Annotated in this window: 17 protein-coding genes and 1 tRNA gene; 4 read left to right on the top strand and 14 right to left on the bottom strand. The window is 61.2% G+C overall.

Features of this window, described 5'->3' with window-relative positions; genetic code table 11:
- Window positions 1-35: 35 nt before the first annotated feature.
- The 3 genes from SM755_RS00210 to SM755_RS00200 are packed head-to-tail and all read right to left on the bottom strand — an operon-like array spanning window position 36 to window position 4,954.
- The gene (locus tag SM755_RS00210) at window positions 36-1,709 is read right to left on the bottom strand and encodes an ATPase, T2SS/T4P/T4SS family (RefSeq protein WP_323170935.1); all 1,674 of its coding nucleotides are present in this window, start codon (window positions 1,707-1,709) and stop codon (window positions 36-38) included.
- Between the two features lie 14 nt (window positions 1,710-1,723).
- Entirely contained in the window at window positions 1,724-2,482 is a 759-nt protein-coding gene (locus SM755_RS00205; protein WP_006110327.1) for an ATPase domain-containing protein, read from the bottom strand.
- Window positions 2,483-2,497: 15 nt separating this feature from the next.
- A complete protein-coding gene (locus SM755_RS00200; protein ID WP_323170934.1) occupies window positions 2,498-4,954 on the bottom strand; it encodes a FlaD/FlaE family flagellar protein in 2,457 nt (818 codons plus the stop codon).
- Window positions 4,955-5,319: 365 nt separating this feature from the next.
- On the opposite strand from SM755_RS00200, the gene SM755_RS00195 reads away from it, so the two are divergent.
- Window positions 5,320-6,144: a flagella cluster protein gene (locus tag SM755_RS00195; RefSeq protein ID WP_323170933.1), complete on the top strand. Its 825-nt coding sequence runs from the start codon at window positions 5,320-5,322 to the stop codon at window positions 6,142-6,144.
- A gap of 333 nt (window positions 6,145-6,477) precedes the next feature.
- Here SM755_RS00195 and flaJ read toward each other — a convergent pair whose 3' ends face one another.
- The 6 genes from flaJ to SM755_RS00165 form a co-directional block, all read right to left on the bottom strand.
- Window positions 6,478-8,205 carry an archaellar assembly protein FlaJ gene (gene flaJ / locus SM755_RS00190; RefSeq protein ID WP_323170932.1) on the bottom strand — a complete coding sequence of 576 codons (1,728 nt, stop codon included), beginning with the start codon at window positions 8,203-8,205 and terminating at the stop codon, window positions 6,478-6,480.
- A gap of 196 nt (window positions 8,206-8,401) precedes the next feature.
- Window positions 8,402-9,583, bottom strand: coding sequence for a FlaD/FlaE family flagellar protein (locus tag SM755_RS00185; protein WP_323170931.1), 1,182 nt, complete (start codon window positions 9,581-9,583; stop codon window positions 8,402-8,404).
- Window positions 9,580-10,059: a flagellin gene (locus SM755_RS00180; RefSeq protein WP_323170930.1), complete on the bottom strand. Its 480-nt coding sequence runs from the start codon at window positions 10,057-10,059 to the stop codon at window positions 9,580-9,582. Before SM755_RS00180 ends, SM755_RS00185 begins: the two co-directional genes overlap by 4 nt.
- A gap of 26 nt (window positions 10,060-10,085) precedes the next feature.
- Window positions 10,086-10,583 carry a flagellin gene (locus SM755_RS00175; RefSeq protein WP_323170929.1) on the bottom strand — a complete coding sequence of 166 codons (498 nt, stop codon included), beginning with the start codon at window positions 10,581-10,583 and terminating at the stop codon, window positions 10,086-10,088.
- A 202-nt stretch (window positions 10,584-10,785) separates the two neighbouring features.
- Window positions 10,786-11,454 carry an archaellin/type IV pilin N-terminal domain-containing protein gene (locus SM755_RS00170; protein ID WP_006826473.1) on the bottom strand — a complete coding sequence of 223 codons (669 nt, stop codon included), beginning with the start codon at window positions 11,452-11,454 and terminating at the stop codon, window positions 10,786-10,788.
- A gap of 2 nt (window positions 11,455-11,456) precedes the next feature.
- Window positions 11,457-12,044: an archaellin/type IV pilin N-terminal domain-containing protein gene (locus SM755_RS00165; protein WP_006664776.1), complete on the bottom strand. Its 588-nt coding sequence runs from the start codon at window positions 12,042-12,044 to the stop codon at window positions 11,457-11,459.
- Window positions 12,045-12,279: 235 nt separating this feature from the next.
- On the opposite strand from SM755_RS00165, the gene SM755_RS00160 reads away from it, so the two are divergent.
- Entirely contained in the window at window positions 12,280-12,474 is a 195-nt protein-coding gene (locus SM755_RS00160) for a hypothetical protein (RefSeq protein WP_323170928.1), read from the top strand.
- A gap of 152 nt (window positions 12,475-12,626) precedes the next feature.
- Here the strand turns inward: SM755_RS00160 and SM755_RS00155 are convergent, their stop codons facing one another.
- The 3 genes from SM755_RS00155 to SM755_RS00145 form a co-directional block, all read right to left on the bottom strand.
- Entirely contained in the window at window positions 12,627-13,490 is an 864-nt protein-coding gene (locus SM755_RS00155) for a CheF family chemotaxis protein (protein ID WP_323170927.1), read from the bottom strand.
- A complete protein-coding gene (locus SM755_RS00150) occupies window positions 13,487-14,767 on the bottom strand; it encodes a HEAT repeat domain-containing protein (protein WP_323170926.1) in 1,281 nt (426 codons plus the stop codon). Before SM755_RS00150 ends, SM755_RS00155 begins: the two co-directional genes overlap by 4 nt.
- Window positions 14,768-14,862: 95 nt before the next feature.
- Window positions 14,863-15,681, bottom strand: coding sequence for a hypothetical protein (locus SM755_RS00145; RefSeq protein WP_323170925.1), 819 nt, complete (start codon window positions 15,679-15,681; stop codon window positions 14,863-14,865).
- A gap of 362 nt (window positions 15,682-16,043) precedes the next feature.
- Here SM755_RS00145 and SM755_RS00140 point away from each other — a divergent pair, with 362 nt between their 5' ends.
- Window positions 16,044-18,650: a hypothetical protein gene (locus SM755_RS00140; protein WP_323170924.1), complete on the top strand. Its 2,607-nt coding sequence runs from the start codon at window positions 16,044-16,046 to the stop codon at window positions 18,648-18,650.
- 649 nt (window positions 18,651-19,299) lie between these two features.
- Here SM755_RS00140 and SM755_RS00135 read toward each other — a convergent pair.
- Window positions 19,300-19,373, bottom strand: a tRNA-Ile gene (locus SM755_RS00135).
- A 68-nt stretch (window positions 19,374-19,441) separates the two neighbouring features.
- Window positions 19,442-20,062 carry an FxsA family protein gene (locus tag SM755_RS00130; protein WP_006664783.1) on the bottom strand — a complete coding sequence of 207 codons (621 nt, stop codon included), beginning with the start codon at window positions 20,060-20,062 and terminating at the stop codon, window positions 19,442-19,444.
- A gap of 108 nt (window positions 20,063-20,170) precedes the next feature.
- On the opposite strand from SM755_RS00130, the gene SM755_RS00125 reads away from it, so the two are divergent.
- Complete coding sequence (locus tag SM755_RS00125; RefSeq protein WP_323170923.1) at window positions 20,171-21,871, top strand: DUF255 domain-containing protein; 1,701 nt, start codon at window positions 20,171-20,173, stop codon at window positions 21,869-21,871.
- Window positions 21,872-21,906 lie beyond the last annotated feature (35 nt).

Below are 21,906 nucleotides of genomic sequence, written 5' to 3'. Positions count from 1 at the left end.
CGTCGCCACCGTCACGACCGACGATCGGCGACTCGTCAGTCCGGCCGCGTCACGTGGAACGGCAGGCCTTCGACACCGTCGCGCTGGAAGGAGTCGATCGCCGAGTTCACCTCGTGGTACTCCAGGATGTTCTCCTGGATCATCCGCTCGATGATGTCGGCGCGAAACTGGAGGTCGTCGTAGATGTCGCGGGTGTCGGCGTAGCCGAGCAGGGTCGCGATCTGTTCCTCCAGGACGTAGGAGTTGTTCATCCCCTGGAAGACGATTTCGTCCTCGACGGGGTCCCAGTAGAACACCTGTCGGGTGACGACCCCGTCCATCTCCTCGGAGTAGCCTTCGATTTCCTGAACGCTCGTGACGCGACGGAGCACGTCGTCGCCCTGTTTCACGCGGTTCTGGAACAGCGCGACGTCGGCGTTGTCCATGAACGTCTCGGGCACGTTGATCGGGTCCCCGGTAAAGCGCTGGATCATCGAGACGATATCGCTCGCGTGGAAGGTCAGCATGACCGGGTGGCCGGTCTGGGCCGCCTGGAACGCCATGCGACCCTCCTCGCCACGAACCTCGCCCACGACGATGTACTCTGGGCGGGACCGCAGTGCGGCCTCGACCAGGTTGAACATGTCGACGTCCGCGCTGTCCTCGCTGCGACTTTCCCGCGTCAGGAGCTGCTGCCAGGTGTCGTGTGGCGGCAGTACCTCGGCGGTGTCCTCCGCGGTGTAGATCTTCGAGTCGCGGGGAATGAACGTCATGATGGAGTTCAGCGTCGTCGTCTTCCCCGACGCCGTCTCGCCGACGACGAAGACGGTGCGTTCGTTCTCGAGGCACAGCCAGAGGTACGCGGCTAACTCGGGCGAGAGCGTCCCCCAGTTCGTAATCTGCGTGACCGAGAGGGGGACCTCGTCGCCCTGACGGATGGTGAGGCTCGGCCCCTTCACGCTCACGTCGTCGCTGTAGATCACGTTCAGACGCGAGCCGTCGGGCAGCGTGGAGTCGACGATCGGCTCGGCGTCGGTCATCGGGTTCCCGATCCGCTCGCCCATGTTGCTGAGCCAGCGGTCGAACTCGTCCTGGCTGCCGAAGTCGACCGTCGTTTCGACCATGCCGTAGACGCCGTGATCGACGTAACACTCGTTGGGGCCGATCACGTGAATGTCCTCGTTGGCCGGGTCGCGCATGACGGGTTCGAGCGGTCCCAGACCGACGATGTCCCGATTCAGTCGGTAGCGGATGTTCTCGTAGGTTTCCTGGGGGACCTCCTGAATCCCGGGGTGGAAGCGAACCTTGAGCCGCTCGACGATGTTCTCGACCGCCTCGCCTTTGATGTGAGTCGACTCGGTCAGCAGTTCCTCGATCCGGTCGCTGTACTCGGCGTCCTTCTCGGGGGCCGTCTTGCTCGCGCTTCGGCGAAGCAGCGAGTCTTTGACCGTCGAAAAGACCGATTGCTCTTCCTCCGAGAGCGTCGGTTCGACGGCGAAGTACTGCATCTTCGTCCCGACATCGCCGTAGATATGGCTGTAGATCGGTCCACCGACCGGATACAGCACGTTCGGATGTGCCGTCTCGTACTCGGCGGAGGGCTCGTCGATCAACAGCGGGAACTCGCCCGTGATCTGTCTGAACTTCTTTAGGTGCTCGCGGAGGTGCGGGCGACGCGCGGCCAACTCCTGAAGCTCGTCCGACGGCTTCGGCATTCCCATTTCGGTCATGCGACCGTCACCCTCTAGGCAACACTCCGGTTCTCGATCACGATCCCCGTCCCCGACCGAACCGAGTACCCGATCCGGTCGCCGACCTGTTCGCCCATGCCCGCAAAGCGCTTGATGAACAGCTGCCGGCGGATGTCGTTGCCGACCTCGATCATCTCGAGTTCGATGAAGACGTCGGCGATGGATCGGAACGGACCGATCGCTTCCTCGCCGACGGTCGAGGGGTCGACGGTCAGCACGACGATCTTGCCCTGGGAGATCACGTCTCGCAGGAACGAGATGATCTCGAGGGCAGCCTGTCGCTCCTCGTTTTGTCTGACCAGCGCCTCGAACTTCGGATCGTTGCGCAGGATGGCGTCGAAGGTGTCGATGATGATGACGTCCGCGGACCAGAGGGTGTCCTCGTCCATCAGATCGGTCAGTAGATCCTGGCGCGTCTGTTCTTCCTCCGTCGAGGAGAGGACGCCGCCGCTGTCTAAGTCGCCGTGGAGGAACAACAAGTTCTCGAAGAGGAGGTGTTCCTCCACGTTGTAGTTCAGCGAGTCCATCTGCTCGACGAAGCCTTTGACCTCGAGTTCGGTCGAGAGAAAGGTGACCGACTTGCCGGTCTCGCAGAGCCCGTAGGTGAACCGCTGTGAGATGGCGCTCTTGCCGGCACCGTAGTCGCCTTCCATCAGTACGATACTCCCGGTCGGGATGCCGCCACCGAGTTCCTTGTTCAGTCGGTCGCGGTCGTCTAAGCCGAGTGAGAAGATATTTTTGAACTGACTCATCGTCGTCACGTCTCCTTACTGCTGGGTGTGGTCGTCGGTGGTGCGTTCGGTGTCGGACACGCGGTCATCACGGGTGCGGCTGTGCGTACGGTCGCGATCACGATCGCGAGGCCGGTCGTGCTCGAGATCCTCCGGCGCAAGCAGGAGTTTGATGCGCTCTACCTGCCAGCCATCGAGATCTGCCGGCTCGTCGGAGACGAGGGGCTTTGCGGGTTGGGCCCGCTCGGATCGTCCGCCAGTGTCAGTGACCCGTCCGGCGTTTCCGCGGGTGTCACACAGTCGCGCACCGGACGCCGACAGCACGACATCGGAATCGACCCAGATCATCTGCCCGCCGTCGGTCACCTCGGGTTCGGCGAGTTCCGTTCGCTGCCCGTCCGACGGTGAGTGGGTCATCGACTCGGTGCCGACGGACGGCTCGGCCCCGCCGGTCTCTACGGACTCCGTGGAGTCCGCGGAGTCCTCGGCCTCTTCGATGAAGATCTTCTGCGCATCGTTGGTCTCGAGAGCGGCCGCGTCTGCACGGTCTTCCTGATCGGGTTCGTCCGACCGCTCGCGGGCGCGGGACGGTTCGTCAGTCAGTGGCCCCGTCGCCTCATCGGCGACGTCGTCTCCGCCCTCACCGAACGGATCGGTGCCCGCACCCGGATCGAGCGGTTCGTCCGTGGTGAACTCGAGTTCGAGATCGTCGCTCTCGTCGGCAGTGGCGTCGTCGGTTGCTTCGGTGGCAGTGTCGCCATCGCTATCGACATCGGCGTCGAGTTCGACTCCGGCCACCTCGCTCTCGGAGGAAGCCACGTCAGCCTCCTCATCGAACGCTAGTTCCTCGTCTGCGCCCGCAACTGCTGTGTCACCTTCTGTATCCGCTGGTGGAGCGTCGGTTGGTGCGTCTTCAACTGCGACGGTTTCGTCTGCTGGCCCTTCGTCCGTTCCCGTCGATTCGGGCTGGTGTTGTTCGGCGGCGGCCATCGCCTGTTGGACCGCAATTCCCTCCGCGTCGACCCACTCGTCGAACGGTCGCCGTTTCTTTTCCGGCGTCGCGATCTGGCTGATCCACCACAGGCTACGCTTGTGATCGACGCCGAGCGAGGAGTGGGGGTCCGGATCGCCGATATCCGGCCCGCCGCCGAACCCGTTCAACACCGTCTGGAGGTGCGATTCGACCGACCCGCTCACCCAGTGAATCGAGCTGTAAAACCGGAGCGTCCGGGCCGCGCCGTTGAGGCCGAGTTCGTCGACGAGATACTCGAGCCAGTCCATCACGACGAACTCGGTGTCGTACTCGGAGGGAATCGTCTCCAGATACGGCCGGCCGCCGTCGTCCCACGGAGCGACGGTGTCGGCCGCCGCGTTTTGAGACGCGCCATCTGCCTCCTCGATCGGACCGTCCGCAGCCTCGATCGCTGAGTCATCCGCAGACTCCGTCGTTTCCGCGTCCGCCGCCGCTTCCCCCTCGTCGAATCCGAGGTCGTCGGCACCGGTCTCGGGATCGGATTCAGGTTCCAGCGGAGGCTCGGTCTCGTCCATTTCAAGCGCCGGGGACCCGTTGTCTTCGTCAGCCGTCTCCTCGCCGGCCCCAGCCTCTTCCTCCCAGTTTGCGTCGCCCGACTCGTACTCGGATTTCAACTCGTCGAACGAGAGATCCCCGTCACCGCCCGTCTCACCGTCCAAATCCGAATCGTCGTCTTCTGCTGAATCCATACTCAGATCGTCCTCCAGATCGCCGTCTTCCTCGAAGTCGGCCCCATCCTCGTCGTCGATGATGCTCTCGTCGAGGAACTCGTCGGCTTCGGCACTCGCGATGTCGTCATCGATCGCCTCGTCTTCCACCTCATCGCCGGAACTGTCGAAAAGGCTCTCGCCGCCGAAGTCGCCGCTTCCGGGGGCACCGCCACCGGGGCCGGCGGTCATCGAATCCGTCAGCGAATCGCCCTCGACGAAGGGGTTTACCCCCTGGGTGACCATCTCGTACACCTCGAGCAACTTGCGGATGTTCTCCTCGATATCGTCGAGCGACTCGCTGATCTTCTCGTTCTCGCTTTGAACCGTATTTACCGTCGACGACAGCGACCCAACGTTGTTTTCCATCTCCTCGACACGGGATTCGATCTCGCTCGAGACACCGCCGCCACCACTGTCCATGGCGTCCATCTCGCCCATGTCCCCCATCTCGTCCATGTCACCCATTTCGCCCATCTCGTCGAGCGACATCGACTCGTCGTCGAGGAACTCGTCTCCACCGTCACCGAGATCGGCGTCGTCAAAGAGGTCACCGTCGCCGCCTCCCTCACCACCGCCACCGCTGCCGCCACTGCTCTCGCCAACGCTCTCGTCCGTTCGCGTCCCGGGCATCAACTCGTCGTCACTCATACTACCGGCGAGGTCACCACCAACCAGGTCATCACCGCCGTTCCCGGAGCCCGAGCGGTCGTCGCCGTCTCCGAGTATATTTCCGATTATCGAGAGTACCATGGTGAACCCGTTCCGCTAGCGTCGTTCGTCCGCGCTCTCCTCGCCACCTGCTGCCAGCCGCCGAGTTGCACTCGGCGATCGGCTCGCCGCTCACGGTGGCACCAAGTCGTCATTCAAGGAAACTATAACAACCTACGTATTAAGTAATTGTGGCCGATCCGACAGCCGAGACGACCGCACCACTCCCCGGACAGGCGCTGTCCCTGCTCCTGTACTCGCTTCCCACTCCTCTCACGCGGCCACACCCACTCATCACCACCCGCTGAACGTGCTGAACTCGTCTCGCTGAACTCCGTTCTCACACGTTTCAACCCGAACAAAGGTTTCTTTTTCGTTGACGTGGTACACCCAGTATCGATCGTTCCATGACAGATAGTAACGAGGGTGACACACCGGACCCGAAGGAAAACGCAGACGTTCCGCCCGTCCTCCCCGGCGAACAACCATCGGGAACCAAAGGCGGCGGCGCGCTTTCCCCCGAAGACCTCGACTTTACCGACAGCCCCTACGTCGCCGAAGTCTCCGACAGTCGCTACGTCGTCTCAGCCGACCACTCCCCGCCCGACGTCACAGAACAGTCGTCTCGACCAACGTCCAACCAAGACAGCCCGCAGACCCAAGCGCACTCACAGTCGCACGAACAGGGGCAGGGGCAGGGGCAACCGCAAACCCACCCATCACAGCCCACCCGAGAGCAAGAGCAAGAACAACAACGACAGCAAAACCAAACCCAAAAAGCAGGCCAGCAGCACACCGACACACAACCACAACGTCAACCGCAGTCGCAGTCACAGCCACAATCACAACCCCCATCACAGCCACAGCACCACCCACAACATCCACAACATCCACAACACCCACCCAGCCCCGAACACGCCCGCTCAATCCTCGCCGGTGAACTCGAACGAAGCGACGCTCGACTCGCAGTCGACATCGTTGCACAGTTCGGCACCGATACAGTTCGCCACCGAACGGCGTCGGACGACGTCGTCGGAACCTTCGACAACCTCGTCCTCTGGTATGCACAGCACGTCGCGCGCAAAACTCCCACGATGCAAACAGCATCGTTACTGCTCTCAAAATCCGAGTTCTCACCCGCAATAACACCCTCGCAAGTTCGAGAGGCCGCCGTAAACAACGGGCTAGACGAGTCGGCGACGATCAGCGAGTTCATCGCTGAACTCGAGTAACGACGGATCGAGACGCCGTTGCGTAGAGCCGTCGTCTCCGGGACCGATCTCGACAGTTCGTCTCACCGGTCCGGGTGTCTCCATCCTCGAAGCTCCCTCTTTCGTTCTAGCCACCGTTCAGAAAGATAACTGCACCCATAAACAGGGACAACAGAATCGAGAATCCAAAGAGCAACAGTCCGCTCTGTATTGATTCGATACCGCGGTTGGCCGACGAAAATCGAAGGTGGTCGTCCGTCATCTTCCCGTCTGGGTCGTCGTTTCGGCGGAACCATGAATTGTCTTTCGGCCGGCAGCGGCGGCCCGAGACCGACGGGGAGGCGACGGTCTCGATCAGAGATCGACGGAAATCAGCACGTCGACCAGTCGTTCCGTAAGCGTCCCCGTGATCGAACCGATCCAGAGCAGTACCGCGAAGTGAATGTAGGAGTTCCCGAAGTGGCCGCCGTCGGCGACGCGAAGGACGAGCGACGAAATGAACGCGTTGAAGATCAGGACGAGGACGATCAGATACCGGAGAATAGGCACGTTATACTGGTCGGTGTGGACGAGCGAGCCGCCTGCAACCTGTCCCTCCAGGTCAATGTTGAAACTCGACAGCATGAGCGCCAACTCGAGACCCATGAAGAACGCGAACGCCGAGGCGGCCGTGATCCCGTAGATGACGCCGACCAACGTCGTCGTCTGTTGCTTTCGCTCCTCGCGCAGGTTGATGATCGCGCTCATATTCGAGCTGATGAGTTCGCCGAGTCGCTTCGGTCCGCCGCCCATCTCCCGGCCGATCAGGTACATCTCGCTGAACTTCTGGATCAAGAACGTATTCGCGTCGCCGGTAAAGTACCGCCAGGATTTCTCGGTGCTCAGGCGCATGTTCAATCGGCGATAGAGGTCGTCGATGTTCTCGGTAAGCGGCCCGAAATCCTGCGTCCGGAGCGTCGCGAGCACCTCGGTGGTCGTGCTCTGTTTTGCACTCTCGCTCGTCCCCAGCGCCCGGATAAAGTTCGGAAACGCCCGATCCCGATCGAAAACCTGCCGCTCCTCGTACCAGAAGACCGTGCCGGGAATCAAGAGCGGAAGCGTCGCGATCGGCATGTAAAGCAGCGACGGAAGCGCGTGGATCGGAACCGTGCTCGCGCCCGGGACGAGATCGAAAAGCAGCGCGACCATACCGACGATGAGGAGACCGCTCAGACCGAGTCCGACCACGGTCGATCCGAGGATCCGTTTCTTCGTCGCAGTTCGATACCCGTCCTCGAGGTACCAGATCGGGTCGTCGGGCACGACGGCACGGATCACGAAGAAGAACCCGACCTGGATGAACACGAACAGGACGATCACGATGCTCGTCGTCAGCGTCGGATCGTTTCCGGTCAACAGCGGCAGAACGATCGCGAACACGAGTGCGAACGTCATCGAGATGATCAACGAGAGATAGAGGTCCTTCAACACGTCCAGATTTCCGAGTGACTGCTTGTAGACCGTCGAGTACTTCTCGACGAGAACATCCTGTTCCTGGTGGAGGAACTCGCCGAGTTCCTGGCCGGCACCGAGGGTGTAGGCCATCCGTTCGAGCAGATCGGCGACGGATTCGCTCGGCACGGCTTTCGCCCGACGGCGACACGCATCGCCGAGACTCAGATGCCAGACATCGACGAGGTCGACGATGCGCTGAATCTCGTCTGCGAGTTCACCGTACTCCTCTTCGCGTGCGAGTTGGCGCAGGACCTCCATCCGGTCGATGTTCGTCGTCGAGAGGATGGTCATGTGGATGACGAACAGGTGAAACCGATTCTCCATCTCGATGCGGCGCTGGTCGACAGCCAGTCTGGGATAGCCGATCGCAGCGAAGAAGATGAGCAGGCCGAGGACCGGAATCAGGAGTTTGACGAGGAGAAAGGCGTCGAGAACGACGGCGATACCGATCGTCGCGAGAAAGAACAAAAATGCCGGCAGCAAGACGCCGGGCACGTACAGCCGTGCCGGGAGATCCATCTCGTCGTACGCCTGAATGATGGACCTGCTGAGGTCGTTTATCGCCGCTGTGTTGTCCGCAATACCCATGTGCGTGATTCCGATTCCGATTGCCGCTCCAGAGTGGCCGTCCGGCACAACCCTCGCCACTCACCGGCCGGTGACGGCCGAGGACCGGCAGTTGTCGTACTCGCACCTACTGCTGCTCGTCATACAAAACTTCTGGCTGGTGTGCGATGACGGCTGCAAAACTCTCGAGAGAACGAGTAGCGCCTGGAGACCGAGCTCACTCCTCCCGCCCGAGTTCACCCGATGGCGGCGTTGCCTCCGGCGTCGCTATCCCCGCAATGTACTGGAGGCTGCGTTTGTGTTCCGCGTTACTCAGCACCGATTTCGGCTCCAGGTCGTCGTACTCGGGTGGCGTCGGCGCAGTGCCCTCGTCGCCGGACCCATCGCCAAACCCGTTCAAGAGTGTGTGCAAGTACGTTGCAACCGGCGTCGAAATCCACTCGACCGACTCGTAGTAGGCGATCGTCTGCGCCGCCCCGGTGATCCCGGCCGCGTTCACGAGGAACTGCACCCATTCGAGCGTTGCGAGTTCAGCATCGTTTCTCGCAGGATGGCGAACCAGATAGGGGAGGTCGCCGACCTCGCCGTTGGTACCTTCGAGAATAGGGTCGGCTTCGGTGACAGCGGTATCGCCAGCGGTTCCGTCCGTGTCCGCCGCTTCCTCCGCATCGGAATCAAACGCCGTCTCGGATGTCGTTTCCTCCTCGTCACTGTCGTCGGCGACGGGCGCAGTGTCTGCCTCCGACTCGAGATCGGCAGGTGACTCCGATTCGATGTCCGCATCGCCAGCATCGAGTTCGAGATCGTCCTCGAAATCCGCTTGCGCGTCGAGCGTCTCGCCGAACTCGTCTTCGTCCGCCTCCTCGTCGAGGTCTTCGAAGCCGTCACTGAACTCGTCGTCAGTGTCGCCGTCGAGATCGTCGTCGGGGTCGTCATCGAGGTCGTCGTCGAGAAAGTCTTCCGCCTCGGAGTTGATGATGTCGTCGTCGATATCGTCGGCGGGGTCGTCTTCGCCGCCGAACACGCCGCCCTGACCGGCGGCGGTTTCGAAGGCGTTGCCGAGTTCCTGATCGCCGACGAAGGGGTTGATCCCCTGGGTGACGATTTCGTACATCTCGACGAGTTTGTCGACGTTCTGCTCGACGGTCGTGATGGACTCGCTGATCTGTTCGTTTTCGCCGCGGACAGTCTCGACCTGATTTTCGAGCGAGTCGACCTCCTTTTCGATTTCGTCGAGACGATAGGTGAATTCGGTGTCGTCGGAGCCGTCGCTGTCGTCGCCGTCGAAGCCGAGGTCGTCTCCGATCAGTCCATCATCGCTCCCGAGAAGGTCATCCTCGTCTTCGTCCGGGTCCGGTTCGTCACCGCCACCGAGTTCGCTGAATAGCAGTAGTGTCATGCGTCATCCTCCCAGTAGAACGTAATCGTGTCTTCGTCGTCGTTGACGAGCACGACGACTTCCGTATCGCCGCTCACGTCGGCTGTCGAAATCGTAACCTCGACGACGCCGCCCGGGTTCCAGGTATTGGTGTCGGCATCGACTCGCTCGACGGCCGTCACCGTCGAGTAGGTTCCATCGACGAGCGCGTCAACGGCGCTCGGATCAGCCGGTACGTCCTTGCTCCCGACGTTTTTCACCAGGACGCTCACGTTGTACCCGTCGCTCGTCGTGTCGTTCTCGACCATCGCGTCCGGCTGTGACTCGTCGCTGATGATCGCGATGTCAGTTTCGATCTCGTCGGAAACCGTTCCTCCGCGCATTTCGATCGAGTCGCTCACCTCGCCGACCTCCATGACGACGGTTCCCGCAACCGCCGAGGCGATCACGAGACTGCCGATGAACATGATCAGGTGTGTCGCTGAAACGCTCGCCATTTAGTGTTCGTCCTCCATTTGTCCTCTCAGGTCGTGATCGCAGCCGAATCGGCGACGCCGCGTTTCGTCGTTATCCGAACGCTATCTTCGCTCTCGTTTCCGGTAAGCCCGATCTCGTCGTCGATCCGGTCATCGACGATTTCGATTTCGAGATGTGTCCCAGGAAGCCACACGTCACTCCGATTGCGCTCGGTGCTCCCAGCGAGAACCGTCGTTTCCTCGTCGACACCCTGTGTCGGATAGAACTGCCCGTTGACCACGACATCCGTCATCGTAACGGACAGTGACGCTGCGCCGTTGTTAGTGACGTTCACGACCGCATCCGTCTCGTTCGTTCCATCGGTGTACTCGAACGATTCGATCGCGATCGCCGTATTCTGTTGCTCGCGAAACTGATCATTCTGGGCCGCAAACGCCGCACCAGTCTCCGCACCGACGCTGAAAACGGTCGGTACGATGGCGCTAATGGCAAGGAGAAACCCTACCAGTATCACCAGCACTGCGCCACTCGTACTGAACCCCATTAAGTCATCGTGACGTTTCAGATTCTTAAAAGCCCTCTGGCCAGTTCGTCGTGCGATAAGAGCAGCCGATCGCCGACGCGTTTGCCAGCGCCAGCGGTCACTCGCCGATGAACTCGTTCTTGGAGCAAGAGCAATCCGACAAGAGACGCTACAAGATCAGCGTTGAAAAACCGGTAAAAAGCGGTAGATCGGTGAGACCGATTTAGAGTCGGACTGCTTCACCGCTATCGGTGAAGAGATCGGGTGCGCGCAGTTCGACTTCGGTCGTCGCACCGGACGGCGAAACGATACTGAGCGACGACTCGTCACCCTGTCCGAACGGTTCCGCCGTGCTTCCGAACGGTTCGACCTCCGGATTGAGGATGATCGTGTAATCGTTGTCGTCGTCACCGAGGACGGCCTGATCGGATGCGACGTAGTTGTTGTTGTCGTCGATCACGGCGAAGTGTCCCGAGTTCAGTTCCGTAGCGTTACCCGACTCGGTGGAGTTGAGATACGTCCCGTCGGTGTCGTCGATCTTCGGCATGACGAGGTTCTCCTGTCCGTTGGGTCCGACGGCTTGAATGATCGTCTCGTTGAGATCGATCTCGTCGGAACCGGCTGCACCGGTCACCGTCAGGTTAACGGACGTGATGTTTGTGGGATCGTCTGAACCGGCGTCCTCAACGATACCGACTTCGCTGGTGATATCGACGCGTTCGGAAACCAGATCCGTACTCTCTTCGCCCGTCGCTTCGGCCTGCGTCTGGAGCATACCGGCCGTGTTGATCAGCACGCCTGCAGCGATCGCAGCGACAAGCACCATCGCGATGAACACGATGAGCGTCCCGATACCAACCTGACCTCTCTCCGTTGTTTCGTTATCGAACATGGTTACAGTTTCACCGAGCTATCCTCGTCAGTAATCGTGGTCGGAACGCGGATCTCCATCTCGGTCGTCGCACCGGCGTCCGTCGTGAAGATCACCGACAGTTGATCGCCCTCTTCCAGCGTGCTATATACCTCGTTGAGGGAAACGATCACTTCGACGCGGTCGCTCGTTTCCGTCAGTACCGCTTCGTCAGGTGCCCCGTCAACACCCTGGATATTTTTAATTTCAACCCCGCTACCGTTATCGGTTGTGAAGGTCTCTTCACCCTCTGAGCCGATGAATTGCGCAGTCGTCTTGTTCAGGTCGATCGGATCGGAGCCGGCCGCCATCGCCATGACGAAGTTGAGTTCAGTGATGTTATTGTTATCACTCGCGTCGGAAACGTTACCCGACGCACTCACTATCTCGAGGCGGTCGCTCACTTGATCCGTCGATTCCTCCCCGGTAGCTTCTGCCTGCGTCTGCAGCATGCCAGCCGTGTTGATCAGCACGCCCGCGGCGATCGCAGCGACCAGCACCATCGCGATGAACACGATAAGGGTACCAATCCCCACCTGACCACGGTCGTGGTCGTTGTCTGTTTCGAACATTGTAGTAGTCACACCCGGCACTGCCGGGCAGTACAGCCTGATTCAGACTGATTGTTATTAAGTCTACTTGCCAAATTTGACACTCTTAACTCTAACTGCCGATAGATGTATATCTTAAACCTGATGGCCGAATCTGCCATCACATAATTAAATCTGGTGGCCGATCCGTTCGTGGTGGGCCAGCTCCGTTCCATCGGCCGGGACACTTATCTTTCCGGTCCGACGAGTTCAGCGCATGAATATCGTGGACGGCGATAAAATCGAGTGTAGCCGCTGTGATGAACTTGTGTTACTCGACAATGCGAATATTCTCGGGAAGTCAAACAATCGGACGTATGCAAAGCCGCTCTGTGACGAGTGTCTGGAGAACGTTGGCGTGCCGCGAGGGTACGAGTTAGAGCGAGACGTGAGTTATCTCAAGAGCGACTGATCGGCGTGTACGCGCGGTAGCGCGGGGTGGTTGTGGGAGCGAGTTCTGATTCATAATCGAATACGGGTATGCGAGTGGGTTCGTCGAGTTGAAGCGGTGCCAATCAGGAGGACGTGAGTGGCTGTGGGCGAGTCGTCATGTGTCGTCCGCCGTCACTTGTTGTTCATCGCTTCGCTCGCGATATTGCGTCCGCGCGGCTTCAGGGCAACCTCGCGTCGCACGCGGACCTCCTCTAACACCTGCAACTCGATCAGGCGCTCGTAGATTTCCTCGACTTCGTCCGTATCGATATCCAGAAACTCCGGGACCTCGAACGGCGAGACGCCCGAGTAGATCGCCATCAGCACCTCTTCTTCCTTGCCGGAGAGATCGATCTGTGAGGCGTTTTTCTCCGCGCCGCGGTCCAGGACGGATTTCAACATCGCGCAGTTCTGGCTGGAGCCCGAAAGGTACGTCTGCACGCTCGAGCCGTCCTCCGTGTGCTCGGCCTCGATCACCGGCCGTTCCTGGGATCGAACCGTGCGTTCGTCGCTCTCGACCGTCCCGACATCGTCGACCTCGATCTGGACGAACTCGCCGCTTTCGATCGCGAAGTTTGCGACACCCTCGTTGATCTTCACGCGGGCCTTTCGCCACGAGGAATCCTGGACCACGCCGCCTTTCACCGCCGGATGCTTCACGAGCACGATCTCGCCGTCCAGAATCGCCTTCTGGATCTGCAGTTCGAACTCGTTGACCGCGTCCATCGAGATGAGATAGACGTTCGGCCCATAGTTGATGCTGATGTAGTCGGAGACCTTCGCAACGGTCTGATTGACGTCGTACCGGCCGCGAATCGATTGGATCTTCGAGAGTGGAATCGTCTCTTTACCGCTGTTGCTGACGATCACCAGTCGCTTGTTCGAAAGGACGAGCCGGCCGTTCGACCAGTTCGTGTCCGAGAGTTTGCGTCCCTCGCGGACGACTTGCGTGAACTTGCCGGTGACGTCTGCGAGTTTCTGTTCGCCCTTACTCATGCTGGGTCACCAGTGACTGTCCCGACGCCGCCGAGTTTCGACAGCGCGGAGAACCCCCGCTTGCGCAGTCGGTCACTATCGGTTCGCTCGACGAAACTCGAGAGTCGGTTCCGAGAGGTGTCGCCGCCGATCTTCCCCAGGACGAACAGCGCCTTGACCCGTAGTTCCTCGTCGCGAAGGTCGTCCTCGACGAGTTCGAGCAGTCGCTGTTCCAACCCGTCGCTGTCGAGCAGCGACAGACTCGTGGCGGCGAACTTCGAGGTCATTTCGTCGTCGTCGCCCATGGTTTCGACCAGGGCGTCCTGTGCGGCCGCCGTCGAGGAGTCGTTCGCGACGCGCCCGAGCAGCCAGGCCGCGTTGCGCCGCTGGGCGGTCTCCGTACTTCGATCCAGAATCTCGATCAGCGGCTCGACGACCTCGTCCTCGTCCGCCGCCTCGAGTTCACCGACGATTTTCTCGCGGATCTGGTGGCTCGCGTTGGCGGGTGCCTCGGAGAGGAGTTGGACGAGCGAGAACATCGCGGTTCGACGGACGGTGTCCGCCTCGTCGCTCAGGGCGTTCGCGAGGACTTCGACGGCCTCGACGCTGCCGAGACGCCCGAGGGCGTCGACGGCGATGCGCCGGAGCACTTCGTCCTCGGCGTCGGCCACGTCGACGAGTTCGCGGAGCGCATTGTCGGTGCCGATGTCGGCCAGCGCGTACGCGATTTCGATGCGGACGGAGTACTGATCCTCGTGGAATCGCTCGGAAAGGGCGGGGACGCTTTCTGGGGATTCGATGCGTCCGAGGGCGCGGGCGACGCGCGTTCGCACGCGAGAGTCAGGATCGGAGATCCGATCGACCAACGCGCTGACGACGTTGTCCTCGCCGATGCGACCGAGGCCGGTCGCGGCGGCCATCCGGAGCTCCGGCTGATCGGCGGTCAGCCCGCGAGCCAGAACCTTCGCTTTCTTCCACTCGGCCAGGTCCTCGAGATCCTGCCCCGAGAGATCGCCGATGAACTCTTCGAGGGCGTCCTGGCCGTACTGGTCCAGCGCGTCGATGGCTGCGGCCCGAACCTCGTCGTTTTCGTCGTCCTGTGATGCCGTGACGAGCGCGTTGATCACCTCCTCGCGCGGCGAGCGCGGATTCCCCTGGAGCGGTTCCGCGTCGGCGCTCGCCTCGAGACTGCCGAGAATCTCGGCGGCCCGCCGACGAATGTCCGGATTTGAACTCGCCTCGAGATGTCGGATGAGTTGTTCGAAATCCGCGTTGCGTTCGAGTTCGAATAACGTCATGGCTGCGAGATCACCTGCCTGCGTCGGGGCGACGGAAGCGCAAGGTCGTCCCTGTGTGACAGTAGCCGCCCCGGTGGCATTGATTCTCGAGCATGTCACTCGTCACTCTCGTTGCCATTACCATTGCTAGATTCCGCCGTACTGTCTGATTCGTTCAGGCCTGTCTCGCTGGTGTCAGTATCAGTGTCGTCGGTGCTGTTTTCACCGTCTGCAGTGCCATCGCCGGCATCGTCATCAGCGGCTGTCCCATCGTCAGTCGCCGTTTCGGATTCGTTCGCTCCGGTCCCGGAGTCGGTCTCGGCGTCGTCTCCGTACTGCTTCGTCCGCGCGATTGCGTTCCAGAGTTCGACATCCGAGGCCTCTCCCGCTAAATGCTCTTCGGCCCACTGAGAGTTGACGGCCCAACCCTCGACCTGTCCATCGAAGGGATCGGTCACTTCCGTATAGAGATGGTTTACGTCGGACCCGCGGTCGATCAGCCCCTCGCTGAACACGCGATAGATCATCGCGATTTCGTCGTCGGACTCGGTCGCAGTCGTCGCGTCCGATTCGTAGAACAGAACCAGATCGTTGTCGTCCGTATCGTGATAGAGGTCAGCAACGGTAATATCGTTCTCCTCGAGCAAAAAGTAGAACTCGCCCGGTGTCGCCTCCGGATCATCGCCGGGATCGGTCGGATCGACGGGGACGCGACTGCTGCCGAACTGTTTGATCGTCCCCAGACAGCCCGCCGTCAGCCCGACTGAAGCGGTTCCGAACGCAGCCAGGGCTGCTCGACGAGTTCGTCCGGCGTTCCGCTCGTCCGTTTCACTCTCGGTACCCTCGTCACCCGACTCGGTCGTCAATTCAGCCTCCAGACAGTCCCGGTTGCCTCCGTCACCGCAGGCAGCTGTCCCCCCAGGATATCGTGGCATCGTTACGAACTCGTCACACCAACGGGTGAAAAATTCGTCGGCCGTTCGGGAGCGAATCGGTGGTGAACCGACGGTCGGCCCTCCGCCACACCCCGAATGGGCCGGCAATATGATATGAGTGGATTTCCTACTGGTCGGCAACGAGAGTCTCGACCTGGATCGGGGACGACGAAGACTGGAAAACTATGTCACGGAAGGAAAGGGTAACCGGTGGAGAGTCGGCGGAAACGGTAGCGGGGAGTCGGACGGAACGATCGATTCGAGCAAGTAGCCGATCGGCTGCTCCGACAACCGTTTCTGCGACGAGTTCGACCGCCGAAAATCGCCACCGGTCTATTTGGCGCGGGAGTCGCTTGTTCGTCGTGGTACTCGTGGTTCTGTCGCTCGGGACCGCGGGTTTGCTCACCGATGGGATGGCTGCCGGTGCGGTCGCCGATCCCACCGCCGATTCACTCGCCCCGTCTGCGTCCGCGAGTCTCAGTACGTCCGCTTCCGACACCAGTAAGTACGATGACAAGATCGTCGTGCGATTCGCCGACGATCACGTCGTGACCGGGAGCGCTGCGGAGTCGATGCCGTCTGATCCGGTCGTCACCGCAGGCGGCGAAGAACTCGTCGTCGTCGATGGCGCTGTCGAAACCGAAACCGGGGACGAAATCGTCGTCGGGAACAATACGGTTCGAGTCGCCGAAAACGATCCCGATCTGGTGGTCACTGACGGGGAGGTGCTAAACGATACGCTCGAGGTGACCGACGGCGGAATCGTCCAGACGGTCGAAGGCGAAACGACTGTCAAAACCGACGATGGTACTCCGGTCGAGTATACCGCCTACGATGAGACGAATTTCGTCCCGGAAATCGTCGACACGAACAGTCCCGGCGAAGGCGAACCCCTCGAGGTGACAGTCGAAATCACCAATACGGAGTACGGTACCGCGACAAGAGACCTCGACTTCACGCTTACGGACGGTGACGAAACGTTTGCAACACTGAACGAGTCCATCGAGTTAGATGGCGGCGAGTCGACCACTCACACCTTCGAATACGAAACCGAACGCGACGATCACGAGGCGACGCGGGCCCTCGTAGAGGTCGACTACGATGGGAACGCCGACTCGACCGACGTGACGATCCACGAATCGAAGGCCACCGTTACTATTACCGACTGGACGCGAAACACCGCCGCCGGCGACGAACTCGAGGTCACCGCCGAGATCAACCGTCACGGTAATTATCCACAGGGAGAACAGGAGTTCCTGATCGAGTTCAGAATCGATGGCACACACGTCACGACGAAACCGGTATCGATGGAGCCGGGTGGACAAGCGGTCGAGACGTTCACCTACGAGACGAGCGAAGCGGATTCGCCGTCGGTCGAGGCAACTATACGGAGCGGTCTCGACGGCGAACCCGACGACAAGGCGAGAGTCGTCGCGGAGGTCATCGGACAGGCGACACACGAAGAAAACGTCCAGGCGCAGTTTGCCGATCGGAACCGGCCGGACGAGGGCGAGACGCTCGAACTCGAGGCCGAAATCGAGTATGACCGCTCCGATCGTATCCCGAACGACCCACAGGAGTATCCGATCGAGTTCTACATCGACGGCGAACTGGTCGACAATCGAACCGTCGAACTGAACGGCGACGAAACCGTCACGGAGCGGTTTACCTACGAAACGGAGCAGGGAGATGCGCCGCGGGTCGATGCCGAATTGAAGACACCCGGAACGGGCGATACGACCAGACCACGGATTAACGGGAGCGGCTTCGATGTCGAACTTCTCGATGTCAATGGTCCCGTTAACGAAACCCAAACGCTCGTTGCCACGGTCGGCATCGAAAACACCGGCGACATCGCCGGGGAGCAGGACATCCGGTTGCGCATCGATCGCGGGGCCGACGATCCGGATCGGACGACCAGACACGTCCGCGACCGAAAGAACGTCTCGCTCGAAGTCGGCGAGCGAACGACCGAACGATTCACCTATCGAACCCGTTCGGACGACGTTCCCCTGGTCGAAGTCGCGATTCTCAGCGACGACGACGAAGCGACGCGGAACGCGATGGTCCGCGCCAAAACCTCACGATACGAGCCGCGAAACCTGACCGGCGACTACACGAACGAATCCAGCCGAGAACTGACGCTTGCCGCCGATATCAACAACACCGGCACCGAACCGGGCGACCAGTACGTCGAGTTCAGCCTCGACGGTGAACTCGTTCACGTCGATCGGGTGACGCTCGAGCCATGGGAGTCTGAGACCGTCTCGACGACGATCGATGCACCGGCGGAGATCGGCGCACACGACTTCGCGGTCGAAACCGACGACGACCGCGCGGACACGCTCGTCGGCGTCGGCGTCGACGTTGGCGGTAGCGATCCGGATACCGACGGGACAGGCGGGAACGAGTCAGTTGCTGGAGGAACCGATTCGGGATCGGACGGTTCGCCGAGCACGGCGGCTTCAGGCGGCGGGATTCCGTGGCAATTCCTGGGGTTCGGCCTTCTCGGACTCCTCGTGGTGTTCGCACTCGTCGCCGTCGCGCTCCTCTACCGCCACGATCCGGAGAATTTCCCGCCAGAGCCGGCAGCCGTCCCCGGGATTCTGCAGACGGAGGTGAACTCGCTCGCGACGCGAGTTCGGACGACCGATCTGGCGCTGCTGCTCGCGACCGCCAAACGAGCGATCGGCCTCAGCGCCGGGACGCTGATTGTCCGAAACGATCTCCCGCGGGCTGCGACGGTCCGCGTTCGCTGTCAAACGGCAACCGACACCGTGTTCTTAGAGGATTTCGAGTTACAGCCCGAGGAGCGGCGCGTTCTCGGCTCGCTCCCCGACACGGACCAGTTCAAGGTCGGAGCCGGCGTCGACGACATCACGTCTCACGAGGAGGTTTTCGACCGCGATAACGGTGATGTCGGTGTCGTCCTCAGAGCGGAAGGGATCGTCATCGGCAATCTTGCCTGAAGGTCTCACGTCTCGCCCTCCGGGTCGCTATTGGACTGTGAAAGAGGAGTTCCGATAGCCCCTGTATAATATACACATAGTATCTTGTATTTAAACATATATAGAACAACAGTATCTGATCCGATCAGACAGGTACACCGCTAAGCGGGGGTTTTAGCCCAATATAAGCAGATCCGTCCAAGATAACTGTTTTCTTATTGTGGTCCCGATATCGGTTCCAAAGATGCCCTGAAGACAGTTTCCTGCCGAAATGCCGGCAAATAAGATAATGTGCCATCGTGAAAAGTATCCTCACACCATATACCATATTAGTGGTATATATGAAAAATGGTCTGTATTCGTTCATAACTGCCCAGCGATTGAGAGACTCCCACGGACAGTGATCCAATCGGGTTGTTACGTACGAGTTCACTCGGCGAAGCAGCGTATTCCGGGACGGGGAGCTGAACTCGGATGGAGCCGGGACGATGCAATCACTCAGTGGGCAGAACAAGGGACATGTGTCAGCTGTTGCTGTTCGGGTAGTGGCCTGGGCGACTACGGTCGGCTTTCGGCGAGTTGAACTCCGGTGAACGCTTCCGCTCGCGGAACGACTCGTCCAAGAGCGGTTCTATCGCAGTAGCTTGTGGAGTAACGTGCCGCAAAAGGATGGGCCAACTCGGATTTGAACCGAGAGCCTCCACCTTATCAGAGTGGCGCTCAACCTAATTGAGCTATTGGCCCGCGACTGCACTCGTTAGTTGCTCGGTGGGATGTTTAAGCGTTTCTTTCCGTTCGTCCTGTGGGACGGGCTACCGCGCATAGCGACGGTCATCGTCCTCGTCGTCCGAGTTCTCCGTGGACTCGTCGCTGCCGCCGAGGTCGATACTGTACGAATCCTGGTTGTCAGTGCCGGTGTTAACGGTGTAATCGTCCGCACCCAGATCGTACGTGCCAGTGTCGGCGTTCGTGCCCGTACCGGAGCCGGCTGTGCTCTCCGGATCGCCGTTCGGGAAGCCAAACGTCCAGACGGACCCGCTTGCAAGGCCGCCGGTCTTCTTGTCCGCGTAGGGGACGATCACGTATCGCTTGAGAGCCGCCCGGATCGGGATTCGGGTGATCGGGACCGCGATGAGGAACCCGATGAGGTCCGTGACGAGCCCGGGCGTAAGCAAGAACGCGCCGGCGGCGATCAGGAGCCCACCGTCGAGTAGTTGATTCGTCGGAGGCTCACCCCGGGCCAGCGAGCGTTGCATCTTTCGGAGCGTTCGCCGGCCCTCGGCGCGAACGAGGAGCATCCCTACGAGACCCGTAAGGACGACGAGGAGGACCATACCGATCCAGCCGATGTAGCTCGTCTGGCTGACGACGACGGCGAGGAGCACGGCGTCGAGAAACGGGATGAGCAACAGTGCGAAGATCCACCGGAGCATACCCCAATATAGCCATCGAAGCATGAAAACCCTTTACTCTCACAACAGCACTCGATAGGGGTCCTGGGACAACGAAGGGCTTACGCCCGTCACTGGCCACCCTTCGGTATGGGAATCGGTATGGGCAGCGGCGACGAAACGCGTGTCGAGTGGCGCGAGTGGGGCCAGGACGCCTTCGACGAAGCAGCGACGGCGGACCGACCTGTCTTACTCTCTCTCACCGCGACATGGTGTGATCACTGCCACGAAATGGACGCACAGACCTACGCGGAGCCGCGAATCGCGGCGAACGTCAACGACAGTTTCGTCCCCGTTCGCGTCGATGTCGACCGACGCCCGCGCGTGCGTGATCGGTACAATATGGGCGGCTTCCCCTCGACAGTCTTTCTCGCGCCCGACGGATCGGTGCTGACCGGCGCGGGCTACCTCGGTCCCGACGGAATGCGCCAGGTGTTAGACAGCGTCCGGACGATGTGGGACACGAAGGGCAGCGGTGCCGGTCGCATCCCCCGGCCGCTCCGCGAGGACAACCCGCCCGCCGGCGCGCTCACGGGCGACATCGAGTCGGCGATGCTCGGTCAGCTCACCGAAACCTACGACGAGACCGCCGGCGGCTGGGGCGACAACCCGAAATTTCCGCTCCCCGACGCGCTCGAGTTCAGCCTCAAGCGCGACCGGGAGATGGCGCTGCGCTCGTTCGACGCGGTGAGTGCGAACCTGTTCGACGAGTACGACGGGGGCTTTTACCGCTTTGCGACGGAGCGGGATTGGTCCGGCCTTCAGCACGAGAAGCTCCTCGATTCGAACGGCGCGCTCGTGCGCGCGTTCGCGAACGCCTATCTTCACACGGGCAAAGACGAGTATCGCACGCCGGCTACGCGCACGATCGAGTTTCTGACGACGACGCTCTGGAACGACGACGTCGACGCCTTCGCGAACAGCCAAGCGCCCGGCGAAACCGAGGCACACGGACTCGATCCGACCGACCGCGAGGCGGCCGACGCGCCGCCGGTCGACGAGGTCGTCCTCGCGGGGCCGAACGCGCTCGCGATCGAGGGGCTGCTCACGTACGCCGCCTACACCGACGACGAGCGCGCCCGCAGATACGCAGAGCGCGCGCTCGCAACGCTCCGAACGGACCTGGTCGGTGCGGCCGAGGGGACGGACGAGGATCGGGGAATCGTCGCCCACGCGCACCCCGAAACCGTCGATGGAACCACAGCCGCGCCGCTGCTCGCGAATCAGGCGCGAACCTTGTCGGCGCTGACGACGGCCGCGAGCACGCTCGATCCCGCCGTTCTCTCGACCGCGAGGGCAGTCGCCGACGCGACGATCGACCGCCTTCACGACGACGACTCGTTCGTCGACGGGCCGGCGGCCGGCGCGGGGCTGCTCGAACGCCAACTCCGCCCGCTCGACTCAAATGTCGCCCTCGCCGAGGCGCTCCTCGAACTCGCGGTGCTCACCGGCGAGAACGAGTACCGCGAGTTCGCCCGGGAGACGCTCGAAGCGTTCGCCGGGGCGAGCGACCGATTCGGCGTCCAGGTCGCCCAGTACGCGACGGCCGTGTCCCGACTGCTGGAGGGGCCGCTCGTGATCGCCGTCGCCGACGACGTCGGCTCGGACCTGCACCGGGCCGCGCTTCGGCTCGCGGACCACGAGAAGGTCGTCGTTCCCGGCGCGGCCGCCGTCGATGGCTACGAGAGCCTCCCGGACGGCACCGCTCGCGTCGAACTCGGGGAGCGCGAATCGGCCACCGCCGAAACTCCGACGGAGTTGAGCGAGGCCGTCCAGTCCGTTCTCGAGTAGCGCTCGGGACTGAAACGCGAGTGTTTGGCCTGCGA

Origin of the sequence: Natrialba sp. PRR66 (genome assembly GCF_034808065.1) — an archaeon.
GTDB lineage: Archaea > Halobacteriota > Halobacteria > Halobacteriales > Natrialbaceae > Natrialba > Natrialba aegyptia.
The sequence above is the reverse complement of the archived record's forward strand: the minus strand, read 5'-3'. Positions and strand labels throughout refer to the sequence as shown.

Coding starts and splice junctions, on each gene's coding strand:
- SM755_RS00165 (WP_006664776.1), bottom strand. CDS start 12,044: ATGTTCGAAACAGACAACGACCACGACCGTGGTCAGGTGGGGATTGGT.
- SM755_RS00160 (WP_323170928.1), top strand. CDS start 12,280: ATGAATATCGTGGACGGCGATAAAATCGAGTGTAGCCGCTGTGATGAA.
- SM755_RS00200 (WP_323170934.1), bottom strand. CDS start 4,954: ATGGTACTCTCGATAATCGGAAATATACTCGGAGACGGCGACGACCGC.
- SM755_RS00180 (WP_323170930.1), bottom strand. CDS start 10,059: ATGGCGAGCGTTTCAGCGACACACCTGATCATGTTCATCGGCAGTCTC.
- SM755_RS00125 (WP_323170923.1), top strand. CDS start 20,171: ATGGGAATCGGTATGGGCAGCGGCGACGAAACGCGTGTCGAGTGGCGC.
- SM755_RS00155 (WP_323170927.1), bottom strand. CDS start 13,490: ATGAGTAAGGGCGAACAGAAACTCGCAGACGTCACCGGCAAGTTCACG.
- SM755_RS00195 (WP_323170933.1), top strand. CDS start 5,320: ATGACAGATAGTAACGAGGGTGACACACCGGACCCGAAGGAAAACGCA.
- SM755_RS00205 (WP_006110327.1), bottom strand. CDS start 2,482: ATGAGTCAGTTCAAAAATATCTTCTCACTCGGCTTAGACGACCGCGAC.
- SM755_RS00145 (WP_323170925.1), bottom strand. CDS start 15,681: ATGCCACGATATCCTGGGGGGACAGCTGCCTGCGGTGACGGAGGCAAC.
- SM755_RS00175 (WP_323170929.1), bottom strand. CDS start 10,583: ATGGGGTTCAGTACGAGTGGCGCAGTGCTGGTGATACTGGTAGGGTTT.
- SM755_RS00185 (WP_323170931.1), bottom strand. CDS start 9,583: ATGACACTACTGCTATTCAGCGAACTCGGTGGCGGTGACGAACCGGAC.
- flaJ (WP_323170932.1), bottom strand. CDS start 8,205: ATGGGTATTGCGGACAACACAGCGGCGATAAACGACCTCAGCAGGTCC.
- SM755_RS00150 (WP_323170926.1), bottom strand. CDS start 14,767: ATGACGTTATTCGAACTCGAACGCAACGCGGATTTCGAACAACTCATC.
- SM755_RS00130 (WP_006664783.1), bottom strand. CDS start 20,062: ATGCTCCGGTGGATCTTCGCACTGTTGCTCATCCCGTTTCTCGACGCC.
- SM755_RS00210 (WP_323170935.1), bottom strand. CDS start 1,709: ATGACCGAAATGGGAATGCCGAAGCCGTCGGACGAGCTTCAGGAGTTG.
- SM755_RS00170 (WP_006826473.1), bottom strand. CDS start 11,454: ATGTTCGATAACGAAACAACGGAGAGAGGTCAGGTTGGTATCGGGACG.